The sequence below is a fragment of the Bradyrhizobium sp. SSBR45G genome (assembly GCF_030159255.1).
GTDB lineage: Bacteria > Pseudomonadota > Alphaproteobacteria > Rhizobiales > Xanthobacteraceae > Bradyrhizobium.
Window position 1 is genome coordinate 37,842 of sequence record NZ_BSCT01000008.1, and the last position, 18,140, is coordinate 55,981.

An 18,140-nucleotide genomic window follows, 5' to 3' on the forward strand; every position below is an offset into this window, starting at 1 on the left:
CTGTGCGGTGGTCAACTTCCGCGAGTTCTTCATCGGGATTAATGACCCATCGTCCGGTCGTCTCAGGATGTTTAATGAAGAGTTGACCGGTTAACCGATCCTCAATTGTTTCACGTGAAACAGGCGTTCCGGCTCCCCAGGCGTTTCACGTGAAACATGGCATCTCTCCGCGAGCGGTCTTTCACGTGAAACGCCTTTTGAGGACCGCTCTCAAGCGCTAGATATCTCGCCATGAGCGACAATCAGACATCCTTCGACGTCATCGTCATCGGTGGCGGCCATGCCGGTTGCGAAGCCGCCGCGGCTGCCGCCCGGATGAGCGCCCGCACAGCCTTGGTGACCCATCACTTCGCGACCATCGGCGCGATGTCCTGCAATCCCGCGATCGGCGGATTGGGAAAGGGACATCTAGTTCGCGAAGTCGACGCACTCGATGGCCTGATGGGCCGCGTCGCCGATGCCGGCGGCATCCAGTTTCGTGTCCTGAACCGGCGCAAGGGTCCGGCCGTCCGGGGGCCGCGCGCCCAGGCCGATCGGAAGCTCTATGCCGCGGCGATGCAGGCGGCGATCCGGGCGACGACGAACCTCACGGTGATCGAAGGCGAAGCCGACGAGCTGATATCAGCCGATGGCCGGGTGAGGGGTCTGAAGCTCGGCGACGGGCGGGTGTTCAGCTGCGGCGCTGTCGTGATCACGACCGGCACCTTTCTGCGTGGTCTGATTCATCTCGGTGAAAAGACCTGGCCGGCGGGTCGGGTCGGTGAAGCTCCCGCGCTCGGACTGTCCCGATCGCTCGAAGCCATCGGCTTCAAGCTCGGACGTCTCAAGACCGGCACGCCACCCCGTCTCGACGGATCGACGATCGACTGGGGCGCAGTCGAGATGCAGCCTGGGGACGATCCGCCTGAGCCGTTCTCCGTCCTGACAGAGGCAATCACGACGCCGCAGATCCAGTGCGGGATCACCCGGACGACGACGGCGACCCATGACGTGATCCGTGCCAACGTGCATCGCTCGCCGATGTACTCCGGCCAGATCAAGTCGACCGGGCCGCGCTATTGCCCCTCGGTCGAGGACAAGATCGTGCGCTTCGGGGATCGCGACGGCCACCAGATCTTCCTGGAGCCGGAGGGTCTCGACGATACGACGGTCTATCCGAACGGCATCTCGACCTCGTTGCCCGAGGAGGTCCAGCTCGCGCTGCTGCCGACCATTCCCGGCCTCGGACGGGTGCGGATGATCCGGCCCGGCTATGCCATCGAGTACGACCATGTCGATCCGCGCGAGCTCGAACCGACCCTGCAGACCAAGCGGATGACGGGCCTGTTCCTGGCCGGCCAGATCAACGGCACCACCGGCTATGAAGAGGCGGCGGCCCAAGGCCTGGTCGCCGGGCTCAACGCCGCGCTCGCCGCAGGCGGCGGCGAACCTGTCGTGTTCGATCGCGCCGATGGCTATCTCGGGGTCATGATCGATGACCTCGTGACCCGCGGCATCACCGAGCCGTATCGGATGTTCACCTCGCGGGCGGAGTATCGTCTCACCCTGCGCGCCGACAATGCCGACCAGCGCCTGACCGACAAGGGCATCGGGCTCGGCTGCGTCGGTGTGGATCGGGCGCGCTTCCACCGGACAAAGATGGACGCGCTTGAAGCCGCGCGGTCGCTCGCGAAGTCGCTGACGATCACGCCGAACGAGGCGGCCAAGCACGGGCTCACACTCAACCGGGACGGCCAGCGCCGATCGGCGTTCGAGCTGATGGCCTATCCCGACATCGGCTTCTCGGAGGTGAGATCGATCTGGCCCGAACTCGGCACGATTGATCCGGCGATTGCGACCCATCTCGAGATCGATGCCAAATACGATGTCTATCTCCGCCGGCAGAGTGAGGATGTCGATGCCTTCCGACGCGATGAGGGCTTGGTGCTTGGCGACGTCGATTACGCACTTGTCCCAGGTCTCTCGAACGAGGCTCGGGCGAAGCTGACCGTCGCGAAACCGTGGACGATCGGGCAGGCGGGTCGGATCGACGGCATGACGCCGGCGGCACTCGGAATCCTCGCGGCCTATCTGCGGCGCGAGGCGCGGCGCAACAAGGCGATGGGCTGAGGGATTTCACGTGAAACGATCAGCCCCCGCCGCGATGCCCAAAGTCGCCGATGCCGACAGGGCGGCCGCGCTCACCCTGACTCCTGTTTCACGTGAAACAGAGCAGCGCCTCGACCGCTACGTCGCGTTGCTCGCGGAGTGGCAGGCCAAGACCAACCTCGTCGCACCCTCGACCTTGCCGCATCTCTGGACCCGGCACATTTCGGATTCGCTGCAGCTTCTCGATCTCGCACCCGAGGCCAAGATCTGGGTCGATCTCGGCAGCGGCGGCGGCTTTCCCGGGGTGGTGCTCGCCTGCGCGCTGGCCGAGCGGCCGGGAGCCCAGGTGCATCTGGTCGAGCGCAACGCCAAGAAGGCGGCGTTCCTGCGCGAAGCAATTCGTATCACCGGCACACCGGGGATCGTGCATTTGTCAGAGATCGGGGATATCGTGGAGAAGTGGAGCGGAGGAGTCGATTGCGTGACCGCACGCGCGCTGGCTCCGCTACACCAACTCATCGGCTTTGCGGAGCCCCTGGTGAAAAAAGGCGCGAAAGCGCTGTTTCTAAAGGGTCAAGATGTAGATGCGGAATTGACCGAATCTACTAAGTATTGGAAAATTGAGCCGAAACTTCATTCCAGCCGGACGGGCGGGCAGGGCTGGATCGTCGCAATCGATTGCATCGAGCGACAGAGCTGAATTCCGCTGATACAACCAATGGCGATCGCGCATGGCCGTAATTGATCAGATTTATCAAGAAGATAGAGCCCCTCATCCGGAGGGGCATCCGCGCATCCTGGCGCTCGCCAATCAGAAGGGCGGGGTCGGCAAGACCACGACCGCGATCAACTTGGGTACAGCGCTGGCTGCGATCGGCGAGCGCGTGCTGATCGTCGATCTCGATCCGCAGGGCAATGCGTCGACCGGGCTCGGCATCGACCGCGGCAGCCGCAACTGCTCGACCTATGACGTGTTGATCGGCGAGGCCTCGCTGCGCGACGCGGTGGTCGCGACTGCGGTGCCTCGGCTCCACATCGCGTCCTCGACGATGGATCTGTCGGGCCTCGAGCTCGAACTCGGCACCAGCGCCAACCGCGCCTTCCGCCTGCGCGACGCCATCGCGGGCCTCAACAACAACGTCTCGCCGGAGAACGACTACACCTACGTGCTGGTCGACTGCCCGCCGTCGCTGAACCTGCTGACCGTCAACGCGATGGCCGCGTCGGATGCGATCCTGGTGCCGCTGCAGTGCGAGTTCTTCGCGCTCGAAGGTCTGTCGCAACTGCTGCAGACCGTGGAGCAGGTGCGCTCGACCTTGAACCCGAACCTGTCGATCCACGGCATCGTGCTGACGATGTTCGACTCGCGCAACAACCTGTCCAACCAGGTCGTCGCCGACGTCCGCCAGTTCATGGGATCGAAGGTCTACAACACCATGATCCCGCGCAACGTCCGCATCTCGGAGGCGCCGTCCTACGGCAAGCCGGTGCTGGTCTATGATCTCAAATGCGTGGGCAGCGAAGCGTATCTCAAGCTCGCGACCGAGGTCATCCAACGCGAGCGCGACCTGCGCGCCAACTGATCAACGGCAGACTGATCAGTGCCATGCCGCCGGGTGACGTTGCATCGCCCGGACCCCATTCGAGGATGACGGCGAAGTCCGGCAACGGATGTCGTGAACCCTGCTCTTTGCGCCGACGCAGCGCATCGGCAGCCGGACGCAAGCGGAGCGTGATGTGAATCCAAAGGAGAAGGCGATGGCGGACGAGTCGCGATCGCGATTGGGCCGGGGTCTTGCAAGTCTGATCGGTGACGTGAACCGCGAGGCGGGCGCGCCGCCGGAGCGGCCGCGCAGCCAGCGCAAGGTGCCGATCGAATTCCTCAAGCCGAACCCGCGCAATCCACGCAAGACGTTTTCGGACAGCGAGCTCGCCGAGCTCTCGGCTTCGATCAAGCAGCATGGCGTGATCCAGCCGATCGTGGTGCGCCCGATCAAGGGCCAGCAGGACCGGTTCGAGATCATCGCCGGCGAGCGGCGCTGGCGCGCCTCGCAGGCCGCCGGCCTGCATGAGGTGCCGATCGTTCCGGTCGATGTCAGCGACAGCGATGCGCTGGAGCTCGCGATCATCGAGAACGTGCAGCGCGAGGACCTCAATCCGATGGAGGAGGCGCAGGGCTATCACGCCCTCGCCAACGAGTTCAAACGCAACCAGGAAGACATCGCCAAGATCGTCGGCAAGAGCCGCAGCCACGTCGCCAACATGATGCGGCTGACCAAGCTGCCGGCCGAGGTGCAGGGCTTCATCGCGACGGGGCAGATTTCCGCCGGCCACGCCCGCGCGCTGATCAGCCTGCCCGATCCGCTGTCGGCGGCGAAGAAGATCATCGCCGAGGGACTGAACGTCCGGCAGACCGAAGCGCTCGCCCATGACGAGGGCGTGCCGGAGCGCAAGCCGCAGAAGCCGCGCGTGAGCAGCGGCGGCGATGCGCCGGCCGAGAAGAAGGACGCCGACACCCTGGCGCTCGAAAAGCGCGTCGGCGACGCGCTCGGCCTCACTCTGTCGATCAGCCACCGCGATCCCGGCGGCACCGTGCAGATCACCTATCGCAGCCTCGAACAGCTCGACGAGGTGATGCGCCGGCTGGAGCAGGGTTAGTCGTCAGTTCGGGGGGGCGCCGACCGATTGCGACGAATGAGTTGGTGAACCTGAGTTAGTTTGTTGGCGCGTCCTCACCATATGGTCACGCTGGGTCAAGCCCGGACATGACGAGCACCTGATATGTCGTGAGCACGTACGGCCTGTGCTTCCTGGTCGCGACTGTCCAAGTTTGATCGCTGCTCTTTCCTCCGTCATTCCGGGGCGTGCGCAGCACGAGCCGGGAATCCATCTCACGGCAGATGATGCGGCCTGATGGATTCCGGGCTCGCCGCGCTGGCGCGCGTCGCCCCGGAATGACGACGGAAATTGGGGAGCCGCCGCAGATCCCGTCTCGGGCGTCGCCACTGAGTCAGCCGGGGTCCCGGAAGCCGATCATCCTTTCCGACGCGCGTTCACGGCGATCGACAGCAACGTCCGCTGCGCGATCGCTGCGGCAAGTCCCGGCTGCTTGCGCATGTCGAGGGCGGCGGTCGCGAGTTGGTCGATGATCGGCAGCAGCCGGGCAGGGGAGAAATTGCGCAGCGCCGTCTCGGCGCTTGGCTTGCGTGAGAAGTGCAGCCGGGGAAAGCCGCCCTCCAGAATGGATGAGACCGGCGTGCCCGAGGCGACGGCGAGCGCCGATTTGTGCAGCCATGCTGCATGTCGCTGCGCAGCAGAGATGATGACGCCCGGGTAGGTGCCGGCGATCAAGGCCTTGCCGAACTCGATCTCGACCACGTCAGGCTTGCCGCCGAAGGCGCCATCGACGATCGGGTCGAGCTTCATTTCCGAAGCGTCCGCGACGACCGCCATGACATGGTCGAGCGTGACCTCGCCTTCGCCATGGGCGTACAGGGTCAGCTTGCGCAGCTCGTTGCGTGAGGCCTGGCGGTCGCCGCCGAGCAGGGCCATCAGAGAGGCGCGGGCATCGGGCGCGATGCGCAGGGCCGCCGTGCGGAGCTCCTCATCGATCAGTTTGGCGAGATCGCGCTCGGTGTCGGGATAGCAACCGATCGCCACCGCGGTGGCCGCCTTCTCACAGATCTTGCGCAGCGGCGAATCCGGCCGGACATCGCCGGCCTCGATGACGATGCGGCAGTCCCGCACGTTCATTCCGGTCAGCGTCTCGACGCCACTGGCGAAATTGCGCGAGCCGGCGCGGACCCGGATCGCGCGGCGGCCGCCGAACAGCGGCACCGTCATGGCCTCGTCGACGAGGCGCGACGGCTCGGCGGCAAGCTCGTCGCCGTCCAGCCTCACGACCGAAAACGGATCATCGGGATTGTCGACGGCCGACGCCATCAGGGCGTCGGCGCGCTCGCGCACCAGCCCGGTATCCGGCCCATAGAGCAGGATCAGCGGCCGCCCGGGATCCGGTCTGGCGAGGAAGGCGTCGATGTCTTTTCCGCGCAGCGCGACCACGGCGGTTTCCGCCGTGCGTCAGGTGCCCGCGGTGAAGTAGGCCGCGAGCCGCGTCTTGATCTTCTCGGCGACCTCTTCGGAGGCGCGATCCTCGGCGTCGCGGAAGGCGCGCTGCCGGGAGAAGCGCTGGTAGGAGCCGGGGATGTCGTAGGAGGTCCGCGCGAAGGTGGTTCCGGTCATCACCGACTTGTTGGTCGCGAGCTCGACCAGATTGTACTGCACGTCGATGCCGACATTCTCCGTGGTCGGCAAGCCGGTCGTCTGCGAGACGATCAGCGACGACCGGCTGGTCTGGAACTTCAGCACCAGCTTGTGAGTCGGCGCCATCCCGGTAGCGGTGCCATAGAGCTTGAACGCCAGCGCGTTGCGGATGTCGACGCCGATCCGCGCCTCGGGCGAGGCATTCGGCTTGTCGACCGGCGGCAAGTCGACGCCCATCAGCTTTTCGCGCAGGCCCGGCGTGCCGTCGGCATGCTCGGCATACATCGGCTGGAAGCAGCCGGCCGTCAGCCCGGCCAATGCGGCCACGGCAATCAGGCGGGCAGCGATCCGAAACCTAGCCGACGACATTCACGATCCTCTTGGGAACAATGATCACCTTGCGGACGGGCTTGCCGTCCAGCGCCAGTTTTACTGCATCGAGCGCCAAAACGGCAGACTCAATTTCCGGATTCTGCGCGTTGCTGGCGACTGTGACTTCTCCGCGCTTCTTGCCGTTGACCTGAACCACCAGGGTCATGCTGTCCTCAACCAGCAAATCTCGTTCGATTTGCGGCCAGGACGCCTCCGAGATCAGCCCGGTCCGGCCCAGCACCTGCCAGCATTCCTCGGCCAGATGCGGCATCATCGGCGAGAACAGCTGCACCAGGATGCCTGCGGCCTCGCGAATCGCCCAGGCCAGGTCGGGCGCCGGCGCGGCCGGCCGCGCCAGCGCGTCGGCGAGCGCATTGGCGAATTCGCGGATATGCGCCAGGCAGACGTTGAAATGCAGCCTTTCGATGCCGCCGGTCACCTTGTCGAGCGCGCCATGCGCGGCCTTGCGCAGCGCCAGCGCCTCCGCACCGAACGTGGCCGGGCGGGAGGAGGGGGCTTGTAGGCCTGCCGCGACCGATTCGTTCACCAGCCGCCACAGCCGCTGGACGAAGCGCGCCGCGCCCTGGACCCGCTCGTCGCTCCAGATCACGTCGCGATCGGGCGGCGAGTCCGACAGCATGAACCAGCGGGCGACGTCGGCGCCGTAGCTCTCGATGATGTCGTCGGGGTCGACGGTGTTCTTCTTCGACTTCGACATCTTCTCGATCGGACCGATCGTGATGTCCTCGCCGGTCGCGGTCAGCACCGCACGGCGGCCATTGCCGCCGATCTCGATCTTGACCTCGGCCGGATTGACGAAGGTGCCGTCGGCCTTCTGGTAGGTCTCGTGCACCACCATGCCCTGCGTGAACATGCCCGCGAACGGCTCGTCCATCGCGACGTGGCCAGTGGCCTTCATCGCGCGGGTGAAGAAGCGGCTGTAGAGCAGGTGCAGGATCGCGTGCTCGACGCCGCCGATATACTGGTCGACCGGCATCATCCGGTTGGCGACATCGGGTGTGGTCGGCGAGCCCTCGTTCCACGGATCGGTGAAGCGCGCGAAGTACCAGGACGAGTCGACGAAGGTGTCCATGGTGTCGGTTTCACGCTGCGCCTTGCCGCCGCATGTCGGGCAGGTGACGTGCTTCCACGTTGGATGGTGGTCGAGCGCATTGCCGGGCTTGTCGAAGGTGACGTCGTCCGGCAGCACCACGGGCAGGTCCTTGGCCGGCACCGGCACGACATCGCATTTCGGGCAGTGAATCACCGGGATCGGGCAGCCCCAATAGCGCTGCCGCGAGATGCCCCAATCGCGCAGGCGGAAATTGACCTGGCGCTCGCCGACACCAGCACCGCCGCGCTGCTCGGTCTCGAGGCGCCTGGCGACCTCGTCCTTGGCCTGCGCGATCGTCATGCCGTCGAGGAAGCGCGAATTGATCAGGCGACCGTCGCCGTCGAAGGCGGTGTCGGTGATGACGAAGCTCGCCGGGTCCTGGCCCTCGGGACAGACTACCGGCGTGTTGCCGAGACCGTATTTGTTGACGAAGTCGAGGTCGCGCTGATCATGCGCCGGGCAGCCGAAGATGGCGCCGGTGCCGTATTCCATCAGCACGAAATTGGCGACATAGACCGGCAAGGTCCAGCTCGGGTCGAACGGATGCACGGCGCGGATGCCGGTGTCGAAGCCCTGCTTCTCCGCGGTGTCGATCGCCGCCTGCGCCGTGCCGACCCGCTTGATCTCGGCGATGAACGCGGCGAGCTCGGGATTCTTTGTGGCCGCCGCCTGCGCCAGCGGATGGTCCGCCGAGATCGCCATGAACTTGGCGCCGAACAGCGTGTCGGGTCGCGTCGTGAAGATCTTCAGCTCGGACTCGCCTGCAGGCGTCGTCGCCGGATCCAGCGCGAAGCGGATCAGCAGGCCTTCCGACCGGCCGATCCAGTTGCGCTGCATCAGCCGCACCTTGTCGGGCCAGCGGTCCAGCCCGTCGAGCGCGTCCAGCAGCTCCTGCGAGTACTTCGTGATCTTGAACACCCACTGGCTCATCTCACGCTGTTCGACCACCGCACCAGAGCGCCAGCCGCGGCCGTCGATGACCTGCTCGTTGGCGAGTACGGTCATGTCGACCGGATCCCAGTTGACCTTGCGCTTCTCGCGCTCGACCAGCCCAGCCTGCATGAAGTCGAGGAACATCTTCTGCTGGTGCTTGTAGTAGGACGGGTCGCAGGTGGCGAACTCGCGGGCCCAATCGAGCGACAGGCCGATCGAGCGCAGCTGCTTCTTCATCGCCGCGATGTTGTCGTAGGTCCACGCCTTCGGCGCGACCTTGCGCTCGATCGCCGCATTCTCCGCCGGCAGGCCGAACGCGTCCCAGCCCATCGGATGCAGCACATTGAAGCCCTTGGCCCGCATGAACCGCGCCAAGACGTCGCCGAGCGTATAATTACGGACATGGCCGATATGGATGCGTCCCGACGGATAGGGAAACATCTCGAGTACGTAGTATTTCGGACGCGGATCGTCGTTCTTGGTGGCGAAAATCGCCTTGTCGTCCCACTGGCGCTGCCAGCGCGGCTCGGCTTCACGGGCGTTGTAGCGTTCGGATGTCATGGAATCGCTTATAATTTTCGAGGATTCGCGTCGTTTTTCGACGGCGGACTAGGCCACAAAAGCGGCATGAAGGTCAATGGGGCGGCAGATGATGATACCATTTCGCGCAGCTGCTAAACGACGGTAATCGCGCGTTTTTTGCGCGCCTCGGCAGGAGTGTCGAAGGTCGGGTTGAGGCGCGGTTAAGACTTGAATGGGAGACTGAGTGCATACATTCAGGCATCAGCCCGCATCTGGGATCACTCCACATCGTGTCCGGCGCTACGTTCGACGAGCTTGACTTCGAGTACGCGACGACTGTCGCGGAAAAGGCCATGAAATCCATGGCTCAACAGCGCGTGCCACCGACGCCTAACAACTTCCATCTGTGGTTCAAATACTCGCTCGGCTCGGCGTCGGACCTCAAGCGCGCGGTCGACATCCTTGTCAGCAACAAGCGCAAGTTCGACAAGACCACGAACCAGGCGCTGTTCGACACCTATATCGGACAGCAGGGCACGGAAGCTGCCGTCGTCCATAAGGTCTCGCAGCAGCTGCATGGCGTGATGGACTCTGCCAAGGGCTATCTGACGGCCGCCATCGCCGACAACCGCACGCATATGGCGGCGATCGACGGCGTTGCCGAACGCAACGAGCAGGGCGTCGATCCGAAAATCCTGATCGAGAATCTGGTCAGCGAACTCGCCCAGGCCACCGCGCGTGCCGCCAAGCTGGAAGCGAGCTTCGCCGAGAAGTCGCGCGAGCTCGACACCATCAGGGACTCGCTCAACAAGTCCGAGCAGCGCGCGCGCACCGATACGCTCACCGGACTGCCGAACCGCCGTGCTCTGGAAGAGTTCTTCCGTCATGCGCAGATCGACGCCATGGAGCGCGACGAGCCGCTGAGCATTCTCCTGATCGACGTCGATCACTTCAAGAAGTTCAACGACAATTACGGCCATGGCGTCGGCGACCAGGTGCTGCGCCTCGTCGCCAAGGCGCTGCGTGAGCGCGTGCGCGACAAGGATCTTCCAGCGCGCTATGGCGGCGAGGAGCTGATCGCGGTGCTGCCGCAGACCGATCTCGAAGGCTGCAACGCGATTGCCGAACGTATCCGCCGTACCATCGCCGACTGTCAGTTCACGCGGCGGTCGACCGGCGAGGTGCTGCCGCAGATCACGGTGTCGATCGGCGTCGGCCAGTTCCAGTTCGGCGAATCGATGGCCGATCTGATCGACCGCTGTGACCGCGCGCTCTATTTGGCCAAGAAGCTCGGCCGCAATCGCGTCATCACTGAGCTGGAGCTCGACCGCAAGCTGGCCGTCGGCTGATCGACCCTTGACTGTCGCGCCGGCTCAGCTGGCGCGCGCTACGGCGCCGTCGTCATCGGCGAACTCACCGAAACCATGTGCGACCACCGTGTTGCGCCCGCGATGCTTGGCGGCATAGAGCGCGGCATCGGCCGCCTCGATCAGGTCGCCGGGCGTCAGCGCCTCGTTGGGCCGGGTCGAGGCGACGCCGACGCTGACGGTGACGCATTGATGCGCCGACGTCGCATGCGGCAGCTCCAGGTCCAGCACTGCCGCGCGCACCTGCTCGCCGATATCGAGTGCCTGCCTGGCATTCATGCCCGGCAGCAGCAGGCAGAACTCCTCGCCGCCATAGCGGCCGGCAAACGCCGTGGTCGCGCCGGCGATCTGCGACAGCGTCTCGCCGAGCCGTGACAAACAGGCGTCGCCCTCGGGATGGCCATAGGTGTCGTTGTAGAGCTTGAAATGATCGACATCGATCATCAGCAGCGACAGATCACTGCAGGTCTGTTGCGCACGCGCCCATTCGACATCGATGCGGTTCTGGAAGCCGCGCCGGTTGGCGAGGCCCGAGAGCATGTCGATCGAGGCCATCACCGTCAGCCGGTCGTTGGCGGCGATCAGCTCGCGCTCGCGTTGGCCAAGCTTGGCGGCCATGGCGTTGAACGATTTCGCCAGCGGCAGGAACTCCGAGGGCAGATGCTTGGTGGCGACCCGCGCCGACCAATGGCCGTGGCCGAAGCGCTTGGCCGTCGCAGCGAGCATGTTGACGGGTCTCACGATCAGCTTCTCGGCGGCGATCAGCGCGCCCAGCAGCACGATCAGGCAGACCAGGCCAGCCTGCAGATAGGCGTTCTGGATCTCGCGGTCGATCGCGGCGGTGACGCGCGTCTCGTCGATGCTGACGATGAGGCGCGACCCGGTATCGGTGATGCGCGTGAAGGTGATCGCGCGCTTGGAGCCGTCAGCCGCCGTGAACGACAACGTGTCGGTCGGCTTGCTCGAGCTCATCGCCGTTTCGGCGACGGCCGACAGCAAGGGCACGCTGTCGAGTGGCCGGCCGATCAGCTCGGAGCGGTCGGCCGGCGCGGCCAGCACGGTTCCCTCACTGTCGATCAGCACCGCGGTGATGCCCGGGCGGCCGCCAAGATTGCTCATGATCTTGGACATCCATTCCAGGTTCACGCTGGCGAGCATCACGGCGTCCGGCTCGCCGGTGATGGCGGCGACCGGATAGGCGGCCATCACGATCGGCGTGTGCGCCGGCTTCGCCAGCAGATAGTCGCTGAACACGAAGTCGCGGGCTTCCTGGGCACCGCGGAAATAGGGCCGGTCGCTGAAATCGAGTCCGACATATTGATTGTTGGTCGAGCACTGAATGCGGCCGTCACGGCCGGCGATCATCAGGGTGCGGATCCAGGGCAAGGTCGTCGGCAGGCTGGCCCGCATCATGTCGCAGCTGCGGCTGACCCCGGCGGCCGAGGCCCGCACATAGGCGGTCGACTTCAGCACCGTCTCGACCGACATGATGACCTCGCGCTGCATGTCGGCGCTTTGGCGTGCGAGGCCGAAGAATTCCTCGGTGGCGAGTGCGATCTGCCGGATCCTGGTGGATTCCAGCGAGCGCGCGCGCTCCAGCATCAGCGGCGCCACCAGGATCAGGGCGAGCAGCGCAAGGCGCGCGCGAATCCCCATGAGCCGGTTCAGCTTCACTCTATTGCGATTGAAGCGGATGCTTGGCATTTCTTTCCCCTACCCCCGGTTCGGCAGGGTAAGGGGAAGGGTTCAAGAACCCTTTCTCGAACTCCGTAAAATTGCAGCCAAACCCGTAAATCTACCGCCCCACGGACGCCATCTTGCCCAGTGATTCGAATGCCTCATCCTCGTCGCCGTCATCGGCGCTCGCCGCCGTCGAGCAGGAGATCCTGCGCGCCTGCAGCGATGCCAAGCGCGACCGCGCCTCGGTCACGCTGATCGCAGTCTCGAAAACCTTCGCTGCCGACGCCATCGCACCGGTGATCATGGCCGGGCAGCGCGAGTTCGGCGAAAATCGCGTCCAGGAAGCCAAGGGCAAGTGGCCGCCGCTGCTGGAGGCGCATCCGGGCCTTCGGCTGCACCTGATCGGGCCGCTGCAATCCAACAAGGCCAAGGAGGCGGTGGCGCTGTTCGACGCCATCCATTCGGTCGACCGTCCCAGCCTGTGCGCGGCGCTGGCCAAGGAGATCGCCGCCCAGGGCCGGCATCCGCAATTGTTCGTCCAGATCAATATCGGCGAGGAACCGCAGAAGGCGGGCATTGCGCCCGGCGAGGCCGACGCCTTCATCGCCGCCTGCCGCAAGGATTATGGGCTGGAGATTTCAGGCCTGATGTGCATTCCGCCGGTCGACGAGGCGCCAGGTCCGCATTTTGCGCTGACCGCCAAGATCGCGGCTCGAAATGGTCTGGCGAACCTCTCGATGGGCATGAGCGCGGACTTTGCGACCGCGATCCAGTTCGGCGCCACCCATGTGCGGGTGGGATCGGCCATCTTCGGGCATCGCTGAGGCCGCTGTCGGCGTCGTTGCAAGCCAGTCCTGCTTCCTGCGGACCGGATGGCTCGCGGTGACGGCGTCGCTCATTCGAACCTGACGGACACCTGCCCGAGGTCGCCGAAATCGGCCTCCATGTGGTCGCCACTGCCGATCGGCAGCGGCGGATGACAGGTGCCGGTCGTGACCACCTGCCCTGCCCGCGCCGTGATGCCGAGCCCGCTCAATTCATTGACCAGCCAGGCCAGCGCCACACGGGGATCGCCGAGCACGTTGCGGCCATGCCCGATGAAGGTTTCGCCGCGCAGTCTGATGCGGGGACGCTCCTCGATCAGGTCCCGGCTCCGCCAGGCGGCGGCGGCCGGCGTGCCCAGCACGAACAGATGCGCGCAGGCATTGTCGGCGATCAGCTGCGCCTCGCCGGCGCCGACGAAATCGGCGAACCGCGAATCCGGGATCTCGATCGCCGGATGCAGCGTATCGACGGCGGCCAGCACCTCCGCCACATCATAAGGTGTCGCCCGTGGCGGCAGGTCGATGCCGAGGCGGAACGCGAATTCTGGCTCGGCGACCTTCATCGCATTGCCGGCCATGGATGCGGTGCCGCCGACTGGCAGCACGGTTTCGGCCAGGATGCGCCCGGCCATCGGTCCGGCGACATTGATATGGCGCTGTCCGGCCTCGCTGGTGGCCGCAATCTTCCATCCGAACAAGGGCTTGGCCGACTGTTTCTCGATCTCGGCCTGGATCGCATAGCCCTCGGCACGGTCGCGCGGACGCAGCTCCGGCGGCAGCGCCGCCAGCTTGCGGCCACCGTTCCAATGCTCACGCAGGATGCCGGAGGCGCCGGCCAGCTGATCCGGTGCGCGCATGATGTCCTCCCTCGGGTCTCTTTTTATCCTTGGATGACGATCCTGGTGCGCGGGCCGATCCTTTGCAACAGCCGTAGCATCGCTGGCCGGGTCATCGCCACGCAGCCGGCGGTGGGGCCGAAGTTCGGACGCGCCAGATGCAGGAAGACCGCGCTGCCGCGGCCTGCGATCCGGGGACGGCTGTTGTGGTCGATCTCGATGATGAAGTCGTAGAGGTGATCCTGGCGCGCCAGCCGGTCGCCGGGCCGGTCGCCGCGCAGTCGGATCGGCTGGTTGTAATGCCGGTCGGCCGGGTCCTCGCACCAGGCGTCCTCCGGGCCGATCAACCGGACTGGCAGGAGGGTGCGCGGACGGGAATGGCGGTCGGCCCGCCACCACAGCCGGCGCGGGCGGAACGTTCCCCGCGGAGTGCCGCCGTCGCCCTCCCGCTTGTTGGCCAGGATTCCGCCGCGGCCGAGCGCGACCGGGATGACCTGGCCCCAGACCTGCAGCCAGCCACGCTGCCGTGACCCGGCGGCGGTGCGGATCGCGATCAGGCTCGCTGGCATGCCACGCGGCCCCTTCCATCATGAGATCGAACAACGTGCCTTGTCATTGCCATGCATTGCCCGGCAATTGCCTTAATGTCGGCGAATGGTCCGCCGCGACGCTCGAACAGGACATTCATCTCATTCCCTGCCCAATTCTGGAGTAGAGTACCGGGCGCTTGTGAATCGGTAACAGCCCCCTACTTCAAGACGGAACAGGGCTGAAGAGCCTGTTTGCCCACCGCTGCGGCGCCAAATCACCCGATCCCGCCGGCGCCACCAAGAGGATTGTACCAATGGCCAATGCCCGCAAGATCCTGATCGTGGACGACGACACCGATCTGCGCGACACCTTGATGGAGCAGCTCTCGCTGCATGACGAGTTCGAAGCCCAGGCCGTCGATACCGGCGCCAAGGGCGCCAGCGCGGCCAAGGCCAATGCACCCGACCTGGTGCTGATGGATGTCGGCCTGCCCGATACCGACGGCCGCGAGGTGGTGCGATCCCTGCGGAAGGGCGGCTTCAAGGCGCCGATCATCATGCTGACCGGCCACGACACTGATTCGGATACGATTCTCGGGCTTGAATCCGGCGCCAATGACTACGTCGCCAAGCCGTTCCGCTTCGCCGTGCTGCTGGCCCGCATCCGCGCCCAGCTGCGCCAGCACGAGGCCAGCGAGGACGCGGTGTTCTCGGTCGGCCCCTACAGCTTCCGTCCCGGCTCCAAGATGCTGACCGGCGCCAATGCCCGCAAGGTCCGGCTGACCGAGAAGGAAACCGCCATCCTGCGCTTCCTCTACCGCGCCGGCCAGCAGCCGGTGTCGCGCGAGACCCTGCTCCAGGAGGTCTGGGGCTACAATTCGGGCGTCACCACCCACACTCTGGAAACGCATATTTACCGTCTGCGGCAGAAGATCGAGAAAGATGCCGCTAATCCAGAGATTCTCGTCACGGAGGCCGGTGGCTACAAGTTGGTGCCGTGATACGTTCGGGGATTGGCGGCTTGCCGTCCATGATATTGGTTCCATTTCGCCTTCCCCGGGCCCTTGATGTCGATCGAAGACGATATTGCGCTATTGGAGCGCGTCCCAACGCTGCGTCTCTTGGGAAGCGATTCGCTGCGCATGATCGCGATCGGCTCCGAGCAGCGTAACATCCAGAGCGGCGAGACCCTGTTCCGCGAGGGCGACACGGCCGATTGCGGCTATGTCGTCCAGCGCGGAGCGTTGCGCGTCAACGACGAAGGCGGCGCCGAGATCGTTGCCAAGCCGAGCATGCTGATCGGCGAGCTGGCGCTGCTGGTGGAAATGCGACGTCCGGCGACCGCCACGGCGCTGGAATATTCCACGGTGGTTCGGATCTCGCGCAGCCTGTTCCAGCGCGTGCTGGAAAGCGATGCCGTGGCGGCGCGCCGGCTGCGCGACGAGTTCGCCCACCGCGCCAACCGCATCGCCACCGACATCCTGACGGCCGGCGCCAAGCTGACGTCGTGATCTGAGCCGAGGCGGCGACCGCTACACGTCCAGCGTCACGGTGACCGGGACATGGTCCGACGGCCGCTCCCAGCTGCGGGCATCGCGCAGGATCCTGAAATCGCTGACCCGATCCTTCAGCGCGCGGGACACCCAGATGTGGTCGAGCCGGCGGCCGCGGTCGCCGACGGTCCAGTCGGCGGCCCGGTAGCTCCACCACGTATAGACCTTCTCGGACATCGGGATGCGCTCGCGCGCGACATCGATCCATTCGCCGTGCATCTGCGCCGCCAGCAGCTTCTCGGTTTCGATCGGCGTGTGCGAGACCACCTTCAAGAGCTGCTTGTGCGACCAGACGTCGTGCTCATGCGGCGCGACGTTGAGGTCGCCCACGAGGATGTGGCGGTCGTCGCCGCGCGGATGCAGCGGCTCGCACGCCTTCATCTCGTCGAGGAATTGCAGCTTGTGCTCGAATTTCGGATTGAGCGCGGGATCGGGAATGTCGCCGCCGGCCGGCACGTAGAAATTATGCAGCACCAGCGGCTGCGCCAGCTGCGCCTTCTCGCCGAACGCCACCGTGATGTGACGCGAGTCGACCTTGTCGCAGAAGGTGCGGACATGGGTGGTCTCGAACGGCCATTTCGAGATCACGGCCACGCCGTGATAGCCCTTCTGCCCGTTCAGCGCGATGTGCTCGTAGCCGAGCCGCTTGAAGCGCTTCAGCGGGAAGGCATCGTCGATGCACTTGGTTTCCTGCAGGCACAGCACATCGGGCCTGACCTGCTTGATGAGCTTGGCGACGAGGTCGATGCGCAGGCGCACCGAATTGATGTTCCAGGTGGTCAGGACGAGACGCATGAGATCTGCGTCATAGCATGGAATGCGGCGGCGTCAGCACGACGGCTGCGTCAACGGCTGGCCCGATCGCGCTGCCAACGGCATCTCTGCGGTCCTTATCCCCAGCAATAACGTGCAACGCCGCCTTCAGTGCCAGAACCTCATGGTGAGGAGGCGCGTAGCGCCGTCTCGAACCATGAGGCCCGCCCCTGGGCCTCGCCCTTCGAGACGCCCGCCTTCGGCGTGCCCCTCAGGGTGAGGGGTGAAAGTCGTGCTCGGATCAGAAGCGAGAGCGGCCAACACAGCGCTTACCAGCGCTCACGAAGTTACGGCTCAGCGCCGCTTGGCTTCGATCACGTCCCACACCCGCGCCGCGATGTCCGGGCCGCCGAGCCGGGAGATGGCGCGGATGCCGGTCGGCGAGGTCACGTTGATCTCGGTGAGATTGCCGTCGATCACGTCGATGCCGACCAGCAGCAGCCCGCGAGCGCGCAGCTCCGGGCCGAGCGTGTCGCAGATCTCGCGCTCGCGCGGGCTGAGATCGGTCGCCTGCGCAGCCCCGCCGCGCACCATGTTGGAGCGGAGGTCATCGGCGGCGGGCACGCGGTTCACGGCACCGGCGAACTCGCCGTCGACCAGGATGATGCGCTTGTCGCCATGTTTCACCTCGGGCAGGAAGCGCTGGATCACCCAGGGCTCCTTGAACGTCACCGAGAACATGTCGAACAGCGAGCCGAAATTCATGTCCTGCGGCATGACGCGAAACACCGCTGCGCCGCCATGGCCGTGCAGCGGCTTCATCACGACAGCGCCGTGCTGGGCACGAAACGCGTTGATCTCGTCCATGTCGCGCGAGATCAAGGTCGGCGGCATCAGCTGCGGGAAGTTCATCACGAACAGCTTCTCCGGCGCATTGCGCACGCTCGCCGGATCGTTGACCACCAGCGTCTTCGGATGGATGCGCTCGAGGAAATGCGTCGAGGTGATGTAGGCGAGATCGAACGGCGGATCCTGGCGCAGCAGCACCACGTCGAACGAGGTCAGCGCAGTCGGCTTGGGCTCGCCGAGCGTGAAATGGTCGCCGACCTCATCGCGCACCGTCAGCGCCTGCACCGGCGCGTACAGCTCCTCGCCGCGCAGCGACAGCTTGTCCGGCGTGTAGTAGGACAGGCTGTGGCCGCGCCGCTGCGCCTCGAGCAGCATCGCAAATGTCGAGTCGCCGCGGATGGTGATGCGCGCGATGGGGTCCATCTGGACGGCGACATTCAGTGTCATGGTCAGGTC

The 18,140-nt window shown here is 65.4% G+C and carries 16 protein-coding genes; 8 read left to right on the forward strand and 8 right to left on the reverse strand.

Annotated features, from left to right (window positions below):
• The first annotated feature begins 231 nt into the window (after positions 1 to 231).
• The 4 genes from mnmG (at position 232) to QQL87_RS12605 (ending at position 4,746) form a co-directional block, all read left to right on the forward strand.
• Entirely contained in the window at positions 232 to 2,109 is a 1,878-nt protein-coding gene (gene mnmG, locus QQL87_RS12590; protein WP_284418451.1) for a tRNA uridine-5-carboxymethylaminomethyl(34) synthesis enzyme MnmG, read from the forward strand.
• Between the two features lie 34 nt (positions 2,110 to 2,143).
• A complete protein-coding gene (gene rsmG, locus QQL87_RS12595; protein ID WP_284418644.1) occupies positions 2,144 to 2,788 on the forward strand; it encodes a 16S rRNA (guanine(527)-N(7))-methyltransferase RsmG in 645 nt (214 codons plus the stop codon).
• 31 nt (positions 2,789 to 2,819) lie between these two features.
• Entirely contained in the window at positions 2,820 to 3,671 is an 852-nt protein-coding gene (locus QQL87_RS12600) for a ParA family protein (RefSeq protein ID WP_284418454.1), read from the forward strand.
• Positions 3,672 to 3,846: 175 nt separating this feature from the next.
• Positions 3,847 to 4,746: a ParB/RepB/Spo0J family partition protein gene (locus QQL87_RS12605; protein WP_284418455.1), complete on the forward strand. Its 900-nt coding sequence runs from the start codon at positions 3,847 to 3,849 to the stop codon at positions 4,744 to 4,746.
• A gap of 375 nt (positions 4,747 to 5,121) precedes the next feature.
• Here the strand turns inward: QQL87_RS12605 and holA are convergent, their stop codons facing one another.
• The 3 genes from holA to leuS are packed head-to-tail and all read right to left on the reverse strand — an operon-like array spanning position 5,122 to position 9,331.
• On the reverse strand, positions 5,122 to 6,150 hold the full coding sequence (gene holA, locus QQL87_RS12610) for a DNA polymerase III subunit delta (protein WP_284418457.1): 1,029 nt from the start codon (positions 6,148 to 6,150) through the stop codon (positions 5,122 to 5,124).
• A gap of 18 nt (positions 6,151 to 6,168) precedes the next feature.
• Positions 6,169 to 6,720 carry an LPS assembly lipoprotein LptE gene (gene lptE / locus QQL87_RS12615; RefSeq protein ID WP_284418458.1) on the reverse strand — a complete coding sequence of 184 codons (552 nt, stop codon included), beginning with the start codon at positions 6,718 to 6,720 and terminating at the stop codon, positions 6,169 to 6,171.
• A complete protein-coding gene (leuS, locus tag QQL87_RS12620) occupies positions 6,707 to 9,331 on the reverse strand; it encodes a leucine--tRNA ligase (RefSeq protein ID WP_284418459.1) in 2,625 nt (874 codons plus the stop codon). The genes lptE and leuS overlap by 14 nt, the downstream gene beginning before the upstream one ends.
• Before the next feature lie 323 nt (positions 9,332 to 9,654).
• Here leuS and QQL87_RS12625 point away from each other — a divergent pair, with 323 nt between their 5' ends.
• Entirely contained in the window at positions 9,655 to 10,641 is a 987-nt protein-coding gene (locus tag QQL87_RS12625; protein ID WP_284418645.1) for a GGDEF domain-containing protein, read from the forward strand.
• A 24-nt stretch (positions 10,642 to 10,665) separates the two neighbouring features.
• On the opposite strand, the gene QQL87_RS12630 is transcribed toward QQL87_RS12625, so the two are convergent.
• On the reverse strand, positions 10,666 to 12,363 hold the full coding sequence (locus QQL87_RS12630; RefSeq protein WP_284418460.1) for a sensor domain-containing diguanylate cyclase: 1,698 nt from the start codon (positions 12,361 to 12,363) through the stop codon (positions 10,666 to 10,668).
• 113 nt (positions 12,364 to 12,476) lie between these two features.
• Between QQL87_RS12630 and QQL87_RS12635 the strand changes: the two genes are divergently transcribed.
• Entirely contained in the window at positions 12,477 to 13,163 is a 687-nt protein-coding gene (locus QQL87_RS12635) for a YggS family pyridoxal phosphate-dependent enzyme (protein ID WP_284418461.1), read from the forward strand.
• 71 nt (positions 13,164 to 13,234) lie between these two features.
• Here QQL87_RS12635 and QQL87_RS12640 read toward each other — a convergent pair whose 3' ends face one another.
• A complete protein-coding gene (locus QQL87_RS12640; RefSeq protein WP_284418462.1) occupies positions 13,235 to 14,020 on the reverse strand; it encodes a 2-keto-4-pentenoate hydratase in 786 nt (261 codons plus the stop codon).
• Positions 14,021 to 14,043: 23 nt separating this feature from the next.
• Positions 14,044 to 14,568 (reverse strand): L,D-transpeptidase family protein, encoded by a 525-nt coding sequence (locus QQL87_RS12645; RefSeq protein ID WP_284418463.1) that lies wholly within the window; start codon positions 14,566 to 14,568, stop codon positions 14,044 to 14,046.
• 275 nt (positions 14,569 to 14,843) lie between these two features.
• Here QQL87_RS12645 and QQL87_RS12650 point away from each other — a divergent pair, with 275 nt between their 5' ends.
• Positions 14,844 to 15,530: a response regulator transcription factor gene (locus QQL87_RS12650; protein WP_284418464.1), complete on the forward strand. Its 687-nt coding sequence runs from the start codon at positions 14,844 to 14,846 to the stop codon at positions 15,528 to 15,530.
• Between the two features lie 66 nt (positions 15,531 to 15,596).
• On the forward strand, positions 15,597 to 16,040 hold the full coding sequence (locus QQL87_RS12655; RefSeq protein WP_284418465.1) for a cyclic nucleotide-binding domain-containing protein: 444 nt from the start codon (positions 15,597 to 15,599) through the stop codon (positions 16,038 to 16,040).
• Between the two features lie 21 nt (positions 16,041 to 16,061).
• On the opposite strand, the gene QQL87_RS12660 is transcribed toward QQL87_RS12655, so the two are convergent.
• Positions 16,062 to 16,877 (reverse strand): exodeoxyribonuclease III, encoded by an 816-nt coding sequence (locus QQL87_RS12660; RefSeq protein ID WP_284418466.1) that lies wholly within the window; start codon positions 16,875 to 16,877, stop codon positions 16,062 to 16,064.
• Between the two features lie 312 nt (positions 16,878 to 17,189).
• Complete coding sequence (gene gshB, locus QQL87_RS12665; protein WP_284418467.1) at positions 17,190 to 18,131, reverse strand: glutathione synthase; 942 nt, start codon at positions 18,129 to 18,131, stop codon at positions 17,190 to 17,192.
• Positions 18,132 to 18,140 lie beyond the last annotated feature (9 nt).